The organism is Polaromonas sp. CG_23.6 (genome assembly GCF_029892315.1).
Lineage (GTDB): Bacteria > Pseudomonadota > Gammaproteobacteria > Burkholderiales > Burkholderiaceae_C > Polaromonas.
In genome coordinates this window covers 3,379,429-3,396,069 of the sequence record NZ_JARXUY010000001.1, presented here as the reverse complement: position 1 = coordinate 3,396,069, position 16,641 = coordinate 3,379,429, and the positions used below count along the sequence as shown (strand labels likewise).

The 16,641-nt window shown below is 62.4% G+C and carries 13 protein-coding genes; 2 read left to right on the top strand and 11 right to left on the bottom strand.

The window, feature by feature from the left end:
* Positions 1–188: 188 nt before the first annotated feature.
* On the bottom strand, positions 189–827 hold the full coding sequence (locus H4V98_RS16055) for a DUF6088 family protein (protein ID WP_280757715.1): 639 nt from the start codon (positions 825–827) through the stop codon (positions 189–191).
* A gap of 329 nt (positions 828–1,156) precedes the next feature.
* A complete protein-coding gene (locus H4V98_RS16050) occupies positions 1,157–1,495 on the bottom strand; it encodes a hypothetical protein (RefSeq protein ID WP_280757714.1) in 339 nt (112 codons plus the stop codon).
* Positions 1,496–1,504: 9 nt separating this feature from the next.
* Here H4V98_RS16050 and H4V98_RS16045 point away from each other — a divergent pair, with 9 nt between their 5' ends.
* Entirely contained in the window at positions 1,505–2,359 is an 855-nt protein-coding gene (locus tag H4V98_RS16045; RefSeq protein ID WP_280757713.1) for a mechanosensitive ion channel domain-containing protein, read from the top strand.
* A gap of 7 nt (positions 2,360–2,366) precedes the next feature.
* On the opposite strand, the gene H4V98_RS16040 is transcribed toward H4V98_RS16045, so the two are convergent.
* The 3 genes from H4V98_RS16040 to H4V98_RS16030 form a co-directional block, all read right to left on the bottom strand.
* On the bottom strand, positions 2,367–3,239 hold the full coding sequence (locus H4V98_RS16040) for an SWIM zinc finger family protein (RefSeq protein ID WP_280757712.1): 873 nt from the start codon (positions 3,237–3,239) through the stop codon (positions 2,367–2,369).
* Between the two features lie 18 nt (positions 3,240–3,257).
* Positions 3,258–5,999, bottom strand: coding sequence for a DEAD/DEAH box helicase (locus tag H4V98_RS16035; RefSeq protein ID WP_280757711.1), 2,742 nt, complete (start codon positions 5,997–5,999; stop codon positions 3,258–3,260).
* A gap of 82 nt (positions 6,000–6,081) precedes the next feature.
* Complete coding sequence (locus H4V98_RS16030) at positions 6,082–6,504, bottom strand: potassium channel family protein (RefSeq protein WP_280757710.1); 423 nt, start codon at positions 6,502–6,504, stop codon at positions 6,082–6,084.
* 81 nt (positions 6,505–6,585) lie between these two features.
* Between H4V98_RS16030 and H4V98_RS16025 the strand changes: the two genes are divergently transcribed.
* Positions 6,586–7,245, top strand: a complete 660-nt coding sequence (locus H4V98_RS16025) for a DUF1345 domain-containing protein (protein WP_196864562.1) — start codon at positions 6,586–6,588, stop codon at positions 7,243–7,245.
* A gap of 1 nt (position 7,246) precedes the next feature.
* Here H4V98_RS16025 and H4V98_RS16020 read toward each other — a convergent pair whose 3' ends face one another.
* From H4V98_RS16020 to glgB, 6 genes are all read right to left on the bottom strand, one after another.
* Entirely contained in the window at positions 7,247–8,176 is a 930-nt protein-coding gene (locus H4V98_RS16020; RefSeq protein WP_280757709.1) for an EamA family transporter, read from the bottom strand.
* A gap of 17 nt (positions 8,177–8,193) precedes the next feature.
* Positions 8,194–8,718 carry a methylated-DNA--[protein]-cysteine S-methyltransferase gene (locus H4V98_RS16015; protein WP_280757708.1) on the bottom strand — a complete coding sequence of 175 codons (525 nt, stop codon included), beginning with the start codon at positions 8,716–8,718 and terminating at the stop codon, positions 8,194–8,196.
* A 126-nt stretch (positions 8,719–8,844) separates the two neighbouring features.
* On the bottom strand, positions 8,845–10,371 hold the full coding sequence (locus H4V98_RS16010; protein ID WP_280757707.1) for a DNA-3-methyladenine glycosylase 2 family protein: 1,527 nt from the start codon (positions 10,369–10,371) through the stop codon (positions 8,845–8,847).
* An 83-nt stretch (positions 10,372–10,454) separates the two neighbouring features.
* Entirely contained in the window at positions 10,455–11,954 is a 1,500-nt protein-coding gene (gene malQ, locus H4V98_RS16005; RefSeq protein WP_280757706.1) for a 4-alpha-glucanotransferase, read from the bottom strand.
* 347 nt (positions 11,955–12,301) lie between these two features.
* A complete protein-coding gene (gene glgX / locus H4V98_RS16000; protein ID WP_280757705.1) occupies positions 12,302–14,422 on the bottom strand; it encodes a glycogen debranching protein GlgX in 2,121 nt (706 codons plus the stop codon).
* Positions 14,419–16,608 (bottom strand): 1,4-alpha-glucan branching protein GlgB, encoded by a 2,190-nt coding sequence (gene glgB, locus H4V98_RS15995; RefSeq protein ID WP_280757704.1) that lies wholly within the window; start codon positions 16,606–16,608, stop codon positions 14,419–14,421. The genes glgX and glgB overlap by 4 nt, the downstream gene beginning before the upstream one ends.
* Between the last annotated feature and the right edge of the window lie 33 nt (positions 16,609–16,641).

Here is a 16,641-nt window from a genome sequence, read left to right as displayed (position 1 = left end):
TGCTGTCCATTTACCACCATCGCAAGTCTCAGTCCAAGCGGGTTGTCTGGCTTTGCGAGGTGCTCGGCTTGCTTTATTCCACGCGGGATCGGGTTTTATGAGGGATTTCTTTGTATGGTCTATCTGCTTGTGGGAGCTCTGACGCTCCAGCGCAGAAAACGCGCCGCACAGCACACGACTCGGATCCATCAGCTGCTTGATGAGCGCATCTGACAGGTTCGCAAGAGGATACGCATCAGGGGCCCGTGCCAAGAACGTAGACTTGGCCGGTCATGGCGCCTGGCCCGCGCGCGAAGCGATTGCGACCAAGATTGCGACGTTGTCACAACAGATGGACAAGTCATTGAAGTGTGATCAGGGTACGGTGATGGCCCAGACACGATGAGCTTCCTCGCCGATGGCGCGCCATCCATGATTGGCAGGACAGCATGGGTGGATTCCAGGGCTTTCCATTCAATTGGCTTAAGACAACGGTGCAGTACGGCTAGCGTTTTGCTGTCATGCATAGGCCCCAGCCTTGCCAAGGCACGAACTGCGACACAGGCCTGATCCATGTCCAAAGCAAGCGTCAATCGGGGGGCATGCTTGACCATGATTTTGGAGCAACCGAGTGTGAATTTGCGGGTGCGCCCTGAGGTCAGGTAGACCTCACAGATCGGGAACTGCTGGTTCAGGCCCAGTGCGTTCGCCGCATTGGCGCCATGTGGCGCAACGATATTGCCGCTTTGGCTTGCAAGGGCCTCAACCACTTTTTCCAGGGCGGTAGAGCGCGTGCCAAAACGGTTGGAGGTGGGGGCGATATAAGCACTACGGACTACCCTTGGCACCTTTTTCCTCCTTGGCCAGCCGCGAAAAAACCTGATCGACCGCAGCCCATGAACCTAAGTGTAAGAACTCTTTGGGCGAAACCAGGCCTCCCTCGGGAAGGGCTAAGCTATTGCTGTGGGCGAAGGGAGACTACCGTCGGTGCGGTAGCCGGCACCAAAATCAACAGCGTTTCCTGCGCGTTGGATGATGAACACCCATTCACACCCATTCACACCCATTCACACCCATTTTTGGCGGTATCCGGCGCATGCCCACAAATGGTCGTACAGGCCCAATAAAACGCCCATCAACACCCATTTCTGAGGCTGCGTGGTCACGGGTACGAATTTCAAACAGAAACTTGAATCCGCGCTACAGTAGCGGCTCGCTTGCCCATTGGAATGAGCCATTCTTGAAGAATGGCCTTGCAGTGTGAATCGACCGCAAAGCCGTATGAACACTTGGTTTGCATAGAGATTGACCAATCTCCTGTCCGCTCCGCCAGCATCCAAGGGTTTGCCACCATGAAAATAGCGGCAACCCTTTTTTTATCCAAAAATTGGAACTGGCCCTTACCACAGGGCTCAATTGGCAGCCACCTCCCTGTCACCCGGTATTTATTGATGCCGGGCTTTCGCTGGCCTCTTGCACAAGCAATCTCGAGCCATGATTCTTTTTGAAAGTACAAAAAACACCCATGCCCGACCAATTTACAAACAACCTTGAACGCCTGACAGACTATTTGTTGACGTACGGAATGAACGTGCTGGGGGCGATTGCCACGTTGATTGCGGGTTACATCGTGGCAGGCTGGCTCAGCCGCATGGTCAACGGTGCCGTCAAAAAAATAGACAAGATAGATCCGGTTTTTCACCAGTTGCCGGGAAAAATTGTCCGCGTCGCGGTGCTTATTTTTACGCTGATTGCCGTATTGAACCGCTTCGGCGTCGAGACCACCAGCCTGATTGCCCTGCTGGGTGCGGCCGGCCTGGCCATCGGGCTGGCCTTGCAGGGAACGCTGAGCAATGTGGCTGCAGGCGTCATGATTTTGTTTTTTCGTCCGTTCAATATTGGCGATGCTGTCCAGCTTGACGGCAAGGTTTATATCATTGACGCGCCAGGATTCTTTATCTGCAAGGCGCATCTGCCGGACGGCCCTATTGTTTTTATTCCAAACTCGAAAATCTGGGGCCAAACCATCGTCAATCTGTCGGTCACGGACAAAGACATCCGCCGCATTGACGAGTCCTACGGCATTGCCTATGGCGACAACATTGACACTGCGCTGGCCATCCTGAATCAGATAGCGCGAGAGGAGTCACGCATCCTGCAGGACCCGGCCCCGCTGATCAAGGTCGACAGCCTGGGCGACAATTCGGTCAACATCCTGTTCCGTGTCTGGACCTCACGTACCGACTGGTGGGGCACCAAGCTCGACCTCATCCAGCGCTGCAAGGAAAAACTGGAGCAGGGCGGCTGCTCGATCCCCTTTCCGCAGCGCGAAATCCACGTTATCCAGGAGGCGGCCAAGGTCGAGGACCTTCGCCCTTAAGCGAAAGTCAGTCGTTTGCCTTCTTTGTTTTCACGGGTGGCGCTCGCTTTGCTTTTGGTGTGCTCGCCGTTGACTTTCCCTGCTTCGTAACAGACTTGGCTGTTACTTTTGCCGATTTTTTTGCCGCTGCCTTGAGCGTTGCAGGCTTGGCTGGCAGCGCCGGCTCTGCCATTTCGATACCAAACACATTCCCCAGCAGCGCGTCGTCAAGCACCTTGCCCGGCGCCATGCGCTTGGCTGAAGGCTTTAGTCCCCCCTCTGCTTGCTGGACCAGGTCCTTGGCATCGACCCGGCGCAGGCTGAAAAGCATCTCGGGTTGTTGGTCCAACCGGGTCCCTATACCGTACAGCACGGCAGCGACATGTTTGCACATGAATGCGTAATCCGGACAGTCGCAGTCAAATGTGATCTCTTCGGGTGAGGGGAAAAGTCCGGTTCCTGGTTTGCAGATGCGCTCCATCACCGCACCTGACAGCTTGCCTTGCAGCAACTCGACCAGTGAATCAATCGAACCCGAACAATCGGTGCAGATGGTTTTCCACTGCTTTTCAGGCACGGCCGTCACGCTGACAGACACTTTGTAAAGGCTCGAACCCATCACCTGCGCGCGTGCCTCGCCGGGCGTGACCTGCAGGTCAATCACCGAACCGTTGCGCACATAGCTGCTGCCGCGCTGCAGGCGGTTGGTGTAATCGCTGTAGTTGGCCAGGTTGTCGCACCAGGCCTTGCCCCAGAAAGTCTTGGCGAGGACGCCACGAAAAGGCATGATCGGCGTCAAGACAGCGCCGGCTTTTTTCGCCTTGCCAGCAGCTTTCTCGGCTTTTACCCGCCGTTCGGCGACCGATACATAAGCGGGCCACCCGTAGTTGTCGTCACGCATTATTTCTCCTTCCTGACTTCAGTTTTCTTTGGCAGCGTGAATATCCAGCTTGACCAAGTCCAGCAGTTCGCGGTCGCTCATCTCCGTCAGCAACAGTTCAGCGCCGCCCTCCAGCACATCTTGAACCAGTTGCTGCTTGGATTCAATCAACTGGTCGATGCGGTCTTCCACCGTGCCCTGGCACACAAACTTGTGCACCAGCACGTTGCGCTGCTGGCCGATGCGAAAGGCGCGGTCGGTGGCCTGGTTTTCGACAGCCGGATTCCACCAGCGGTCAAAGTGAATCACATGCGACGCTGCCGTCAGGTTCAGGCCTGCACCGCCGGCCTTGAGCGACAGCACGAAAAACGGCGTCTGCTCGTCTTCCTGAAAGCGCCTGACCAGTTCGCGGCGTTTGGCCACCGGCGTAGCGCCATGCAGCACCAGGCCTTCGCGGCCAAAAATGCTGCCAAGAAACGCCGCCAGCGGCTCGGTGGTTTCGCGGAACTGGGTAAAAACCAGCACTTTTTCCTGTTTGGCGGCAATCACCTCGGCGAGTTCTTTCAATCGGGCGAACTTGCCGCTGTCGGGCGCTTTCCAGGCGCCGTCGCCCAGCCATTGCGAAGGGTGATTGCAGATCTGCTTGAAGCGCATCAAGAAGGACAGCACGACACCCTTGCGGCCAATGCCTTCGGCGTCTTCGAGCGCATTGGCCAGGTCTTGCACCGACTGCTGGTAGAGCGCCGCCTGCAGCGGACTCAGCAGGCACCAGGCCTTGACTTCGGTCTTGTCGGGCAGGTCGCTGATCACCTGCTTGTCTGTTTTCAGGCGGCGCAGGATGTACGGCTGCACCAGCGCGCGCAAGGGGCCGAAATGTTCGGCGGCGGCCAGCCGCTTGGTGAACTTGGCAAACACCTTGTCCGTGCCCAGCAGGCCGGGGTGGGTGAAGTCAAAAATCGACCACAGGTCGGACAGGCGGTTTTCCACCGGCGTTCCTGTCAGGGCGATACGCGACTGCGCCTTGATTTTTTTGACCTGCCGCGTCTGCCGGGTGCCCGGGTTCTTGATCGCCTGCGCTTCATCGATCACGAACAGCCGCCAGTCAAAACCCTGCAGCAGCGGCTGGCGCAGCAGTGAGCCGTAGCTGGTGATGACCAGGTCTGCACCGGCCAGCCGCGCTGCATCCAGCGCCTTGAAATCGGCGGGTGGCATGGCTGACGGATGGGCCACCAGCACGCGCAGGTTCGGGGCGAAGCGCCCGGCTTCGGCTGCCCAGTTGGCCAGCAGCGAGGCCGGTGCCACCAGCAGACTGGGCTGGTGGGCAGAAGCGGTGGCGCTGGCGCTGCCTTCGCGCTTGAGCACCAGCAGCAGCGCGAGCACCTGAATCGTCTTGCCCAGTCCCATGTCGTCGGCCAGGCAAGCGCCCAGTCCGAGCCGGGTCAGCAGGTACAGCCAGCGCACGCCGGCCTGCTGATAGGGCCGCAATGTGGTCTTGAGCTCCGGCCCCGGATCGATTTGCGCCAGGCCCTCGGGCTTGCGCAGCCCGGCCAGGGTGTCGGCCAGCCACGGGCCGGCGGCCAGTTCGGACCAGTCGGCGTCCAGCGGCTCGCCGCTTTCGTCAAGCGAAGCGCCGGCCAGCAGCCGCATGGCCGGGGCAAAGGACAGGCCGTTCTCGGCGGCGGCTTCAATCGCTTTAAAGCGCTCCAGCAGGCGGCCGATGGCCTTGCGATCGACTTCGACCCAGCGACCACGAATGAACTGCAGGCCATCTCCGCGCTGGAGCAGCGCCTCAATTTCAGTGTCGTTCAGGTTTTCGCCGTCAAGGCAGACATGCATGCTGAAGTCCAGCAGCGCATTCTGGCCCAGCAGCGATGGCGCTCGCGTGCCGACACTGACCTTGACCACCGGGCGCAACGGTTTGCCGGCTTTCCAGACCTTCGGCGTTCGCACGATGATGCCGGCGGCTTCCAGTTTCGCAAGGTCGGACAGGAAACGAAAGGCATCCAGCGCGGTCCAGCGCAGCGGGTGGTAGATGTCGCCGGTCTCGACCATTTCGCGCAGCCAGCCACAGTGTTCGGCCGCACGCTTCACCGGCAGCAGCAGCGACAGCAGTTGCGCCCGGCTCTTGCTGTCAGAAAATTCTGCCAGCGCTTGCGACAGGGGCTGGTGCTGCGCCGTTCCATGTGCCGACAGGCGCGCGGTGTAGGTAGCCAGAAAGGCGAACGGCGCGTCCGGATCCTTGCGGTTTTCCGCCAGGTTGAAATGCACGCGGCCGACCAGGTTCCAGGCCGGATGGCGCGATTTCAGAAAGGCCTGCAGCGGCAACCCGGCCGCTGCCAGTTCCAGCTTCAGGGCGCCATCCATTGCTTTCCACAACACCGCCAGCCCTTGGGCTGTCACATACTCGGCCCCTGTCATGGGCGGCAGGTCGGCGATCAGCGCGTCAAATTCTGCGGACTCGGGCATGGAAAGTTCGATCTTGCCGTCCTCGGGCACGGCGCACAGGGCGGTGACATAAAGCGTTGCCACGGCGCGCCACCAGGCCCAGGCTGGCGGCAGGGCTTGGCCGACATGCTTTGTTCCCAGCAGCAGCAGTCCATGCCCGCTGCCCAGCGCAAAAGCCTCCTGCAGTTCCTGGCTGACGTGCGGCGCCAGTGGCGGCGCATCGTCCTGCGGCGTGGCCAGCAGGTGGCCACGGGGCGTCAGCTTAGGCGCCAGCTTGTGCAGGCTGTCGAGGTGATGCACGTTGTCCAGCGTGTCGGGAGCGTTCAGGGCGTCCATTGTTCAATCGGTTGAATCGCCCATCGGGGTGGCATGGGACTGGGGGAGCTCGCTAATTTCGCGGGCTGTCGGCTTGATTCCATCAGGACCGGCCGGATTTTTCGCGCTGGATGTCAAGGCGCAGCGACTGCACTTCCTCGCGCAGTTGCCTGATCTCGTGCATCAGCTGGTGCTCAATGTGAAGTTCTTCGCCTTCCTCGACATCCTTCTCCACGAAGATGGCCGCCAGCGAGGCGGTGGCCAGTGACAGCACTGCCAGCCCCAGCAGCACCACGATGACGGCGAACATGCGCGACGCATGCGTGCTGGGCACCACATCGCCATAACCCACCGTGGCTGCCGTGGTGAACGCCAGCCACAAACCTTCGGCCATGGTGTGCACACCGGGGTCAAGCAGCCAGAAGCCAAAGCCGCCCAACAGCAGGATCACTGCGCACAGGACCAGCGAATAAAAAACTCCCTGTCGGGCGATATGGACTTTTCTGGGGTGCTTCTTGAACGACATGGGCGGTCTGGTTATGGCGAATGGGAAGGCGAATGGAAATATCGATTATTGTCCGCACCCGCCGGGCTGCACAATGGCGCCATGCGTCATTCTCTTTCCGAAACCACCGGGCCGCAGCGGCTGCTGTATGGCCTGCTTGCGGGCCTGGCAAGCGCTGGCCTGCCGCTGCCGCTGGTCTGGCAGTTTCGCGGACTGCTGGGCTGGAGCGTCGGCGTGGCGGTGTACCTGGCGCTGGCCTGGTGGCTGTGCGAGCGCTTCGACGCCCAAAAAACCCGCGAGCGCGCGCAGGCGCAGGACGAACCCAGCGTGGTGCTGTTTTTGCTGATGCTGCTGGCCACGATGGCTTGCGTGGCCGCCATCGTGGTCATGATGCAGCAGGGCAAAGCATTCTCCGGAACAACGCGTGCGCTTCATCTCGCGCTGTCAGTGGTCGCGCTGATCACGTCCTGGCTGTTTATCCAGACGATTTTTGCGTTTCGCTATGCCCATCGTTATTACCAGGAGGAAAAGCTGAAAGAGCCCGATGGACCGGGCCTGGCGTTTCCGGGCGGGCAGGACCCGGATTATTTTGACTTTTTGTACTACGCCCACGTGGTCGGCATGACGTCGCAGGTCTCTGACGTGCAGGTCACCTCGCGAGAGATGCGCCGGCTCACGTTGGTGCACAGTGTGCTGTCGTTCGGCTTCAACATGCTGGTGCTGGCGCTCAGCATCAACGTGGTGGCCGGCGTGTTGCAATAACTCAGGGCAGCATGGCGCGCCGGCGTCCTGGCCGAAGCAGTCCGGTGGACAGTGCCGTGCCGCAAACAATGACCGCAGCGCAGCCCAGCATCCACGGCGTGATTGACTCGCCCAGAAACAGCACGCCGTAGAACACCGCAAACACCGGCACCACAAACGTCACCGACAGCGCGCGCGCCGGACCGGCGTTTTCAATCAGCCTGAAAAACAGGATGTAGGCGATGCTGGTGCAGACCACGCCGACGGCCAGCAGCGCCAGCCAGGCCGACGCACCCGGCATGCGCGCCGGCCACAGCCACCAAGCCGGCAGGGACAAGCCCAATGTGGCACCGATCTGGCTGCCGGCGGCCGTCACCAGTGGCGGAAAACCGGAAAGATAACGTTTGGTGTAGCTGGCCGAAATGCCGTAGCAAACACAAGCGAGCAGGCACGCCAGCACGGCCCAGACTGGCGCCACGCCCGAAGCGTTCGGCTTGAAGCTGGCCTGGTCCCACGCCAGCAGCGCGACGCCGGAAAAGCCGATGACCAGCCCCGCGAAGCGCCAGGCGGTAGGTTTGTCCTTGAGCCAGAGCCAGGCAATCAGCGCGCCGAACATCGGCACGGTGGCATTCAGGATCGAGGCCAGTCCGGTGCTGATGGACAGCAGCGCAAACGAAAAGCAGGCAAACGGAATACCCGAATTGAGGATGCCGATGAAAAAAACCCGTTTCCAGTTCTTCTGCAGCACGGGCAGCAAGCCACGCAGCCACACCAGCGGCAGCAAAAACAGCGCCGCAATCGTCACCCGCACAGCGGCGGTTGGCAGCGGTCCAAACTCGACCGCACCCATCCGCATGAACAAAAATGACGAGCCCCAGATAGCCGCCAGCAGCACGAAGTCAGTGGTCCAGCTTTTGGGGCTGGCTGCCGCAACACAGTTGGCAGCCCCCATCGCGGGCGACCGCGCGTTCAAAGAAGGCTCTCGGCCAATGCGCCTTCAAGCCGGAGCAGGGCGGTCTTGCGGTCCAGTCCGCCGGCGTAGCCGGTCAGTGCGCCGCTGCTGCCCGTCACCCGGTGGCAGGGCACGATGATGCTGATGGGGTTGCGCCCGATGGCGCCACCCACGGCCCGCACCGCCGCCGGTTTGCCGATGCGCCGGCTGATTTCTGCGTAACTGGTGACCTCGCCCTGGGGAATATCGAGCAGCGCCTGCCACACCGATTGCTGGAACGCCGTGCCACAGCCCAGGTCCAGCGGCAGGTCAAACCGGCTGCGCTGGCCGGAGAAATATTCGCCGAGTTGCTGGCGGGCCTGCTGCAAAACCGGATGGCTGGCGTCATCTTGCCAAGCCGTCGGGCCTGTGAGTTCAGGCGGCAGAAAGCGCTGGTTTTCCGCAAACCACAGCCCGGCCAGCCCTTTGCCGGTGGCGGCGATGACGACAGGCCCGAGCGGGCTGGCAACGGTGGTTTGAACAGGGGAGGTGTCAAATTTCATGATGGTCTCTTTAGCGTGTGGCTTGTTGGCTTTCGCGCGGATGGGCAGGATAACTGCAAAAATTTATGATTTTTACAGGCTTTGCGCATGCTGAGTATGCGTTTTAAGCTATTTTTTTAATAGCATTCATGGTATTTCCAATGAAGGCAGCTTGTCTGGCGCAGCGGCCAGCAAGCCGCTCCAGGCGCGTATGACGGCGTAGCTGCGCCACGGTTTCCACGCCAGCGATGCCTTTTCAGCTTCCCGGGCCGGCGACTTGAGTGTCTGCACACCGAGCATTTTATGCAGCGCCACGTCGCCGGCCGGAAACGCATCGGGCCAGCACAGGGCGCGCATGGCGATGTATTGCGCCGTCCAGTCGCCAATGCCGGGCAGCGCCTTGAGTTGGGCGATTGTTGCGTTGACATCGGCGCCACCATGCAGATGCAGCCGCTTTTCGGCGACCCCCTGCGCAATGCCGTTAATGGCCGCCTGGCGCTGCCTGACGATGCCCAATAGTCCGAGCGCATCACTGCTGGCAACGGCCAGTACGGCGGGCGCGGGAAACAGCCGGGTCAGCTGCGGCCACGGCGTTTCAATCGGCTCGCCGAATCGGTCCACCAGCCGCTGCGCCAGCGTTCGCGCCGCCGCGACGGTGATCTGCTGGCCCAGCACCGCCCGCACGGCCAGCTCGTAGCCATCGAGCGCGCCGGGAACCCGCAGCCCGTCGCCCTCCGGAAAGCTGGCGTGCAGCACGCTGTTGATGGCGGCCGGGTCGGCGTCCAGGTCAAACAGCGCGCGGACCCGGCGAATCACCAGCGGCAGCACCTCGCGCAGCGAATCGCTCACCTGCAAGACCAGCTGGTTGTGCGGCTCGTCAAAACGGGCGAGCAGCCAGCCCGCATGTGTTTTTCCGCTAGATTCGATGGCTAATGTCCTTCCTGTGCTTGTCTGGTGGTTGTCAGTAGCTATGAATTCGATAGCGTTTATGCGGTGTGTTTCAATAAACTTCAGCATGGAGGCCACGTCGTAAGGCGGGCGGTAACCCAGGCGAACGGTGATGCCTTCATGCTGTGGGCTCTCTTGCTGCCGGCGCATCTCGCTTGGGTTGAGCCGGTAGTGCTGCATGAACGCGGCGTTGAAACGGCGCACGCTGGCAAAGCCGCTGGCCAGCGCCACCTGCGTCACGGGCATGTCGGTATCGGCCAGCAACTGCTTAGCTGTCAGCAGGCGCCGGGTTTGCAAATACTGCAACGGCGACACGCCGAACTGCGCCTCGAAGATGCGCCGCACATGGCGGCTGCTCACGCCCAGACGCGCGGCCAGCTTTTCAACGGAGACGGCTTCATCGGTCCAGCTGTCGGGCTCATCTAACAGCCGGGCCGCCTGATGCGCCAGGATGTAAGACGCATCCTGGATCGACCAAGCCACCGAATGCGGCGCCAGTTCGGGCCGGCAGCGAAGGCAGGGCCGGAAACCGGCGCTTTCGGCCTGCGCCGCATGGCTGAAAAAGCGGCAGTTCTGGCGCAGCGGTGTCTTGACGCTGCACACCGGCCGGCAGTAGATGCCGGTGGATAGCACGCCGGTGAAGAAGCGGCCGTCGAAACGCGCGTCCCTCGCCTTCAGCGCGATATAGCAATCGTCGTCGGCCAGCAGGGAATTTTTCGTCGTCATGCGGCAATGATACGGCGCATGCGGCAGGCTGACTGGCCGTTTCCGGACTTGTTAAATTGCGGCTTGACCGATTGGCCCGCCCGTCACTCGCGCCGGTAGAGGCTGCCAAACCGGGCCAGTTGTTCGGCGTGCGCAGGCTGCACTTGTGCCCAGCTGAAACGCCATTCCCAATGGCTTTCGCCCTGGCCCGGCAGGTTCATGCGGTGGTCGCTGCCCAGGCCCAGCACGTCCTGCATCGGGTGGATCGCCGTGTCGGCCACGCTGGCGCTGGCAGCGCGGATCAATTGCCAGTGGATGTCGTGGCCGTCACCGGTGCCCAGGTAGTCCAGCACCTGCTGGCGCATCGCGGGCGAGGCCTCGGCCCACCAGCCCTGCGTGGTATTGTTGTCGTGCGTGCCGGTGTAGACCACGGTGTTGCTGTCGTAGTTGTGCGGCAGGTAGGCATTGGTGTTGTCGCCGTCTTCGCTGAACGCAAACTGCAAAATCCGCATGCCGGGCAGGCTGAATTCATGCCGCAAGGCGTCCACGTCGGGGGTGATTTGCCCCAGGTCTTCGGCAATGATGGGCAATTCGCCCAGTGCTGCTTCGATGGCATGGAACAGCGCCGCACCGGGGCCGGGCAGCCAGCGTCCGCGGATGGCGTTGGGCTCGCTGGCCGGGATTTCCCAATAGCCGGCAAAGCCCCGGAAATGGTCAATGCGCACGATGTCCACCAGCTCGAAAATGCGCCGTACGCGTTCTGTCCACCAGGCGTAGCCTTCGGCCGCATGGGCGCTCCAGCGGTACAGCGGGTTGCCCCAGCGCTGGCCGGTGATGCTGAAATAGTCCGGTGGCACGCCGGCGATGACGGTGGCGCGGCCGTCGGCATCCAGCTCGAACAATTCCTGGCGCGCCCAGACTTCGGCGCTCTGGTAGGCGATGAAGATGGGTGCGTCGCCGACGATCTTCACGCCGCGCTCGTTGGCATGGGCGCGCAGTTTTTTCCATTGCCGGTAAAAGCACCACTGGCTGAATTTCCAGAAGGCAATGCGTTCGGCATGCGCGCTGCTGGCTTCCTGCAGGGCCTGCGGCGCGCGCTGGGCAAGCGGCGCCGGCCAGTCGCTCCAGTCGCGCCCGTTGTGGAGTTCATCCAGCGTCATGAACAGCGCGTAGTCTTCCAGCCAGCCGGCGTGGTGCAGGCAAAAATCGGCGAAGTCCGCCTGGTCGGCTGCGCTGATGTGTTGCGCAAAGCGGGCGGCGGCTTTTTGCAGCCGCGCCATGCGCCACGGCACGACGGCGCCAAAGTCAACGCGGGCTTCGCTGAATGCGGCGTCCGGCTGCAGGTCGGCATCAATCAGCCAGCCATGCTGGTGCAGCTCGGCCAAGTCGATCAGCAGCAGGTTGCCGGCAAAGGCCGAACTGCTCATGTAAGGCGAGTTGCCGGGGCCGATGCCGCCCAGCGGCAAAATTTGCCAGAGCCTTTGCCTGGCCGTGACCAGCCAGTCGACAAAGTGATAAGCGCCCGGTCCCAGGTCGCCGCAACCATGCGGGCCGGGCAAGGAAGTGGGGTGGAGCAACACGCCGCTGGAACGGGGAAAGGTCATGGGTTGTCCATTCAAAAATGCAGAAGGCTTTTGTCGTTCGCCGTGGCCAGGAAGTAGCTTTCAAAGTAACTGCTCAGCTTCCTCGAAGCTCTCCGTCATCTCTTTTGTCATTGCGGACAGAGCCTGTCCCGGACTTGATCCGGGAATCCGCAATCCATGACCCCGCTGGGGAGAAGTCATGGTTCCCGGGTGCTGAAACCCCGGGCTTGATCCGGGGCCAGGATGACAGAGGCTGATGTCATTGCGCTTTCAGAGTATGCGTAAGCAGCTATGAATTAAATAGCAAAAAAAGGCATCCAGTCTGCGGCTTGCCTGTTTGTCATGGTGAAAGTGAAAGAAAATTTTTTCTAGAACTGCACTTCGGTGCCCGCGACAACCAGCAGCATCAGGCTGTGCGCCGCCAGCTTCAAGGGCGCCTCGCCCTGGCCCTGCCAGCGGGTCACGCCGCTTGGATCGGCGGTGTCCAGCACCGCCTGCCAGACGCCGGCGGGCAGCAGGAACTCGTGGTCTTCGGCCTCCGGGTTGACCAGCAGCAGCAGCGGGGCGACTGCCTTGCCCGGCTGGCCGATCAGGCAGCCGAGCACGCGCTGGCTGTTGTCGCCCCAATCCTGGTCCTGCAAGCCCTCGCCGCTGCTGTTCAACCAGTGCAGGTCGTGCAGGCCGAGCGTGTCGCTCAGTCCGCTGTACCAGTGGTTGCCCAAGGGCAGCAACTGGCGGCGCAGCGACAGCACCCAGGCGGTGAAGTTGATCAGCGTGTCGTCGGCTTTTGTCCAGTCGATCCAGGTGATCTCGTTGTCCTGGCAATACGGGTTGTTGTTGCCGTGCTGGCTGTGGCCGAGTTCGTCGCCGGCGCAGAGCATGGGCGTGCCCTGGGCCAGCAGCGTGGTGGCCAGCAGTGCGCGCCGCATGCGGCCGCGCAACTCGTTGATGGGCGCATCGTCGGTCGGGCCTTCGGCGCCGCAGTTGTTGCTCAGGTTGTTGCCGTGGCCGTCGCGGTTGTCCTCGCCATTGGCCTCGTTGTGGCGCTCGTTGTGGCTGACCAAATCCGCCAGGGTGAAACCGTCGTGCGACACCAGGTAGTTCACCGAGGTGGCCGGGGGCCGTCCGCTGCCCTGGTACAGATCCGCCGAGCCGCACAGCCGCCGGGCGAAGTCGCCGAGCGAGGTGGCATGCTCGCCGGACTGCAGCCAGAAGCTGCGCATGCCGTCGCGGAAATGGTCGTTCCACTCCAGCCAGCCTTTGGCAAAACCGCCGACCTGGTAGCCGCCCGGGCCGATGTCCCATGGCTCGGCGATCATCTTGACGCGCGACAGCACCGGGTCTTGCGCCACGGCGGTGAAAAACGCGCCTTCGCGCTCGAAGCCTTCGCTGCCCCGGCCCAGCACCGGTGCCAGGTCGAAGCGAAAACCATCGACATGCATCTCGCTGACCCAGTAGCGCAGGCTGTCCATCACCAGCTGCAGCACCCGGGGCTGGCGGATGTCCAGCGTGTTGCCGCAGCCGCTGTGGTTCTCGAAGCCGACCGGCGGCTCCGGGCTGAGGCGGTAGTAGCTGGCATTGTCCAGGCCGCGAAAGCTGATGGACGGGCCGCCGCCGTCGGCCTCGGCGCTGTGGTTGTAGACCACGTCCAGAATGACTTCCAGGCCCTCGGCATGCAGCGCCTTGACCATGGTCCGGAATTCATCGCGCGGGTTGACGCCGTCCTGCTGCGACGCCAGCCGCACGCTGGGCGCAAAGAAGGCCAGCGTGTTGTAACCCCAGTAATTGCTCAGGCCCATGCCGGCCAGCCGCTCTTCGTCCAGCGCGTAATGCACCGGCAGCAGGCTGACGCTGGTGATGCCCAGGCGCTTGAGGTGCGCCAGCGACGCCGGATCGGCCAGGCCGGCATAACTGCCGCGCAGCGCTTCGGGCACCGCCGGGTTGCGTTTGGAAAAACCCTTGACGTGGGCTTCGTAGAGCACCGTGTCCCGCAGCGGCACACCCGGCGGCTGGTCGCCTGACCAGTCGAAACTGTCCACTTGCACCACCCGCGCCTTCAGCGCACCGGCGGCGTTGTCGCGGCTGTCCATCTCGGGCGGTTGTTCCGGTGGTGTGTCCGGCGGACTCGGGTGGACATAGGGAAAGTTTTCGTCGCGCCACTCGAAGGTGCCGACGACTTCGCGGGCATAGGGGTCGAGCAGCAGCTTGTTTGGATTGAAAAAGTGGCCGTGCTCGGGCTGCCAGTCGCCTTGTGCCCGCAGGCCATAAATCAGGCCGGGTGCGGCGTTCGGCAGGTAGCCGTGCCAGATATCGTCCGTGTGGCCAGGCAGGCATTCGCAGCGCGTCTGCAGCGTTCCGGCATCGTCGAACAGGCACAGCTCGATGGCTGAAGCATGGGCTGAAAAAACGGCAAAATTCACGCCCTGGCCGTCCCAGCTGGCGCCCAGTGGCCAGGGTTTTCCGATCAGAAGTGGGTCCGTCGTCCTCATGCCGTCCACTCCAGAAAAACCGTTGCCAGCGGTGGCAGCGTCAGCACGATGGACTGCGCGTGGCCGTGCCAGCTGAAGGGCTCGGTGCTGGCCATGCCCAGCGGCGTGCCCGCATTGCTGCCACCGTAATGCGCCGAGTCGGTATTGAGCCGCTCTCGGTAGTCGCCGGGCTGCGGCACGCCAATGCGGTAGGACGTTTGCACGGCCGGTGTGAAATTGCAGATCACCACGTTGAAAGTCCCTGGGTTGTTGCTGCGCCGGATGAAGCTGAGCACCGAATGCGCGGCATCCTGGTGGTCTATCCATTCAAAACCAGCGGGTGTGAAGTCCAGCGCATGCAGCGCCGGGGTGGTTGTATAAAGCTGGTTCAGGTCGCGCACCAGCCGCTGCACGCCGGCATGTTGCGGCTTGTCCAGAAGGTGCCAGTCCAGGCTCTGGTCGTGGTTCCATTCGCGCACCTGCGCAAACTCGCAGCCCATGAACAGCAGCTTCTTGCCGGGGTGGCCGAACATGAAGCCCAGGTAGGCGCGCAGGTTGGCGAATTGCTGCCAGTCGTCGCCGGGCATCTTGTCCAGCAGCGAGCCTTTGCCATGCACCACTTCGTCATGCGAAATGGGCAGCACGAAGTTTTCGCTGAAGGCGTAGCTCAGGCCGAAGGTCATTTCGCCCTGATGGTGCTGGCGATGCACCGGGTCGCGCGCCATGTACTGCAGCGTGTCGTGCATCCAGCCCATGTTCCATTTGTAGTGAAAGCCCAGCCCGCCCTCAGAGGTGGGACGCGACACGCCGGGAAACGAGGTTGACTCTTCGGCCATGGTGACGGCTTGCGGCCGCTCGGTGCCAATCACTTCATTCATGCGTTTCAGAAAGGCGATGGTTTCCAGGTTTTCGCGGCCACCGTGAATGTTGGGAATCCATTCGCCCGCTTTTCGGCTGTAGTCTCGGTAGAGCATCGACGCCACCGCATCGACACGCAGGCCGTCAATGCCAAAACGCTCCAGCCAGTACAGCGCATTGCCGATCAGGAAGTTGCGCACTTCGGTGCGGCCCAGGTTGTAGATCAGCGTGTTCCAGTCGTTGTGGAAGCCTTCGCGCGGGTCGGCGTATTCATACAGCGGCGTGCCGTCAAAATTGCCCAGGCCATGCGCATCGGTCGGAAAGTGCGCCGGCACCCAGTCGAGCAGCACGCCAATGCCCGCCGCATGGCAGCAGGCAATGAAGCGCACCAGTCCGTCGGCATCGCCAAAACGTGCGGTCGGCGCATACAGGCCGACGGGCTGGTAGCCCCAGGAGCCGTCAAACGGATGTTCGCTGACCGGCATCAGCTCCAGGTGGGTAAAACCCATGTCTGCTGCGTAAGGGACGAGTTGCGCCGCCAGTTCGTCCCAGGTCAGCCAGCGCGGCAAGCCACTTGCCGGGTCGTCGATGCGCCGCCAGGAACCGAGGTGGACTTCATAAATGCTCAGGGGTGCCTCCAGCGAATTGGCTTGCTGGCGCGCACTGGATGCCGGCTGGCGGGCGGGCATGCCGGCCACGATGCTGGCGGTGGCGGGCCGCAGTTCGGCCTGGCGCGCATACGGGTCGGCGCGGGCTGGCAGCACCTGGCCATCGGCGGCGAGAATTTCGAACTTGTAGCGCGCGCCTGTTGTTACGCCGGGTAGGAAGATTTCCCAGACGCCGCACTCGCGCCGCAGCCGCATCGGGTGGCGCCGACCGTCCCAGAGGTTGAAGTCGCCCACCACGCTGACGCGGGCGGCATTGGGCGCCCACACCGCAAAACTGGTGCCGTCCACGCCGTCCCGGCTGCACGGGTTAGCGCCCAGGATTTCATAGGGCCGAAGGTGCGTGCCTTCGCTGAGCAGCCACACGTCCATTTCGCCGAGCACCGGCCCGAATCGGTACGGGTCTTCCAGCACGGCGGTCTGGTAGTTGTCCCACTGCACCTGCAGGCAGTAAGCCTCCGGGGCCGGCAGCGCCAGCAGGCCTTCAAAAAATCCGTCGGGGTGGTGCCGCTCCAGTGTGCCGACCGGGTGGCCCGAATCGGCATCGAGCACTTCCACCCGCCGGGCGCCTGGCAAAAAAGCGCGGACCGACACGCCGCCGTCGTCCGCATGCGGCCCCAGTACCGAGAACGGGTCGCCGTGGCGGGCGCTGCAAATCAGTTCGACATCTTCGGGCTTCAGCATGGCACGTGTCCTCGGGTGCGGTCAATAAGCGCG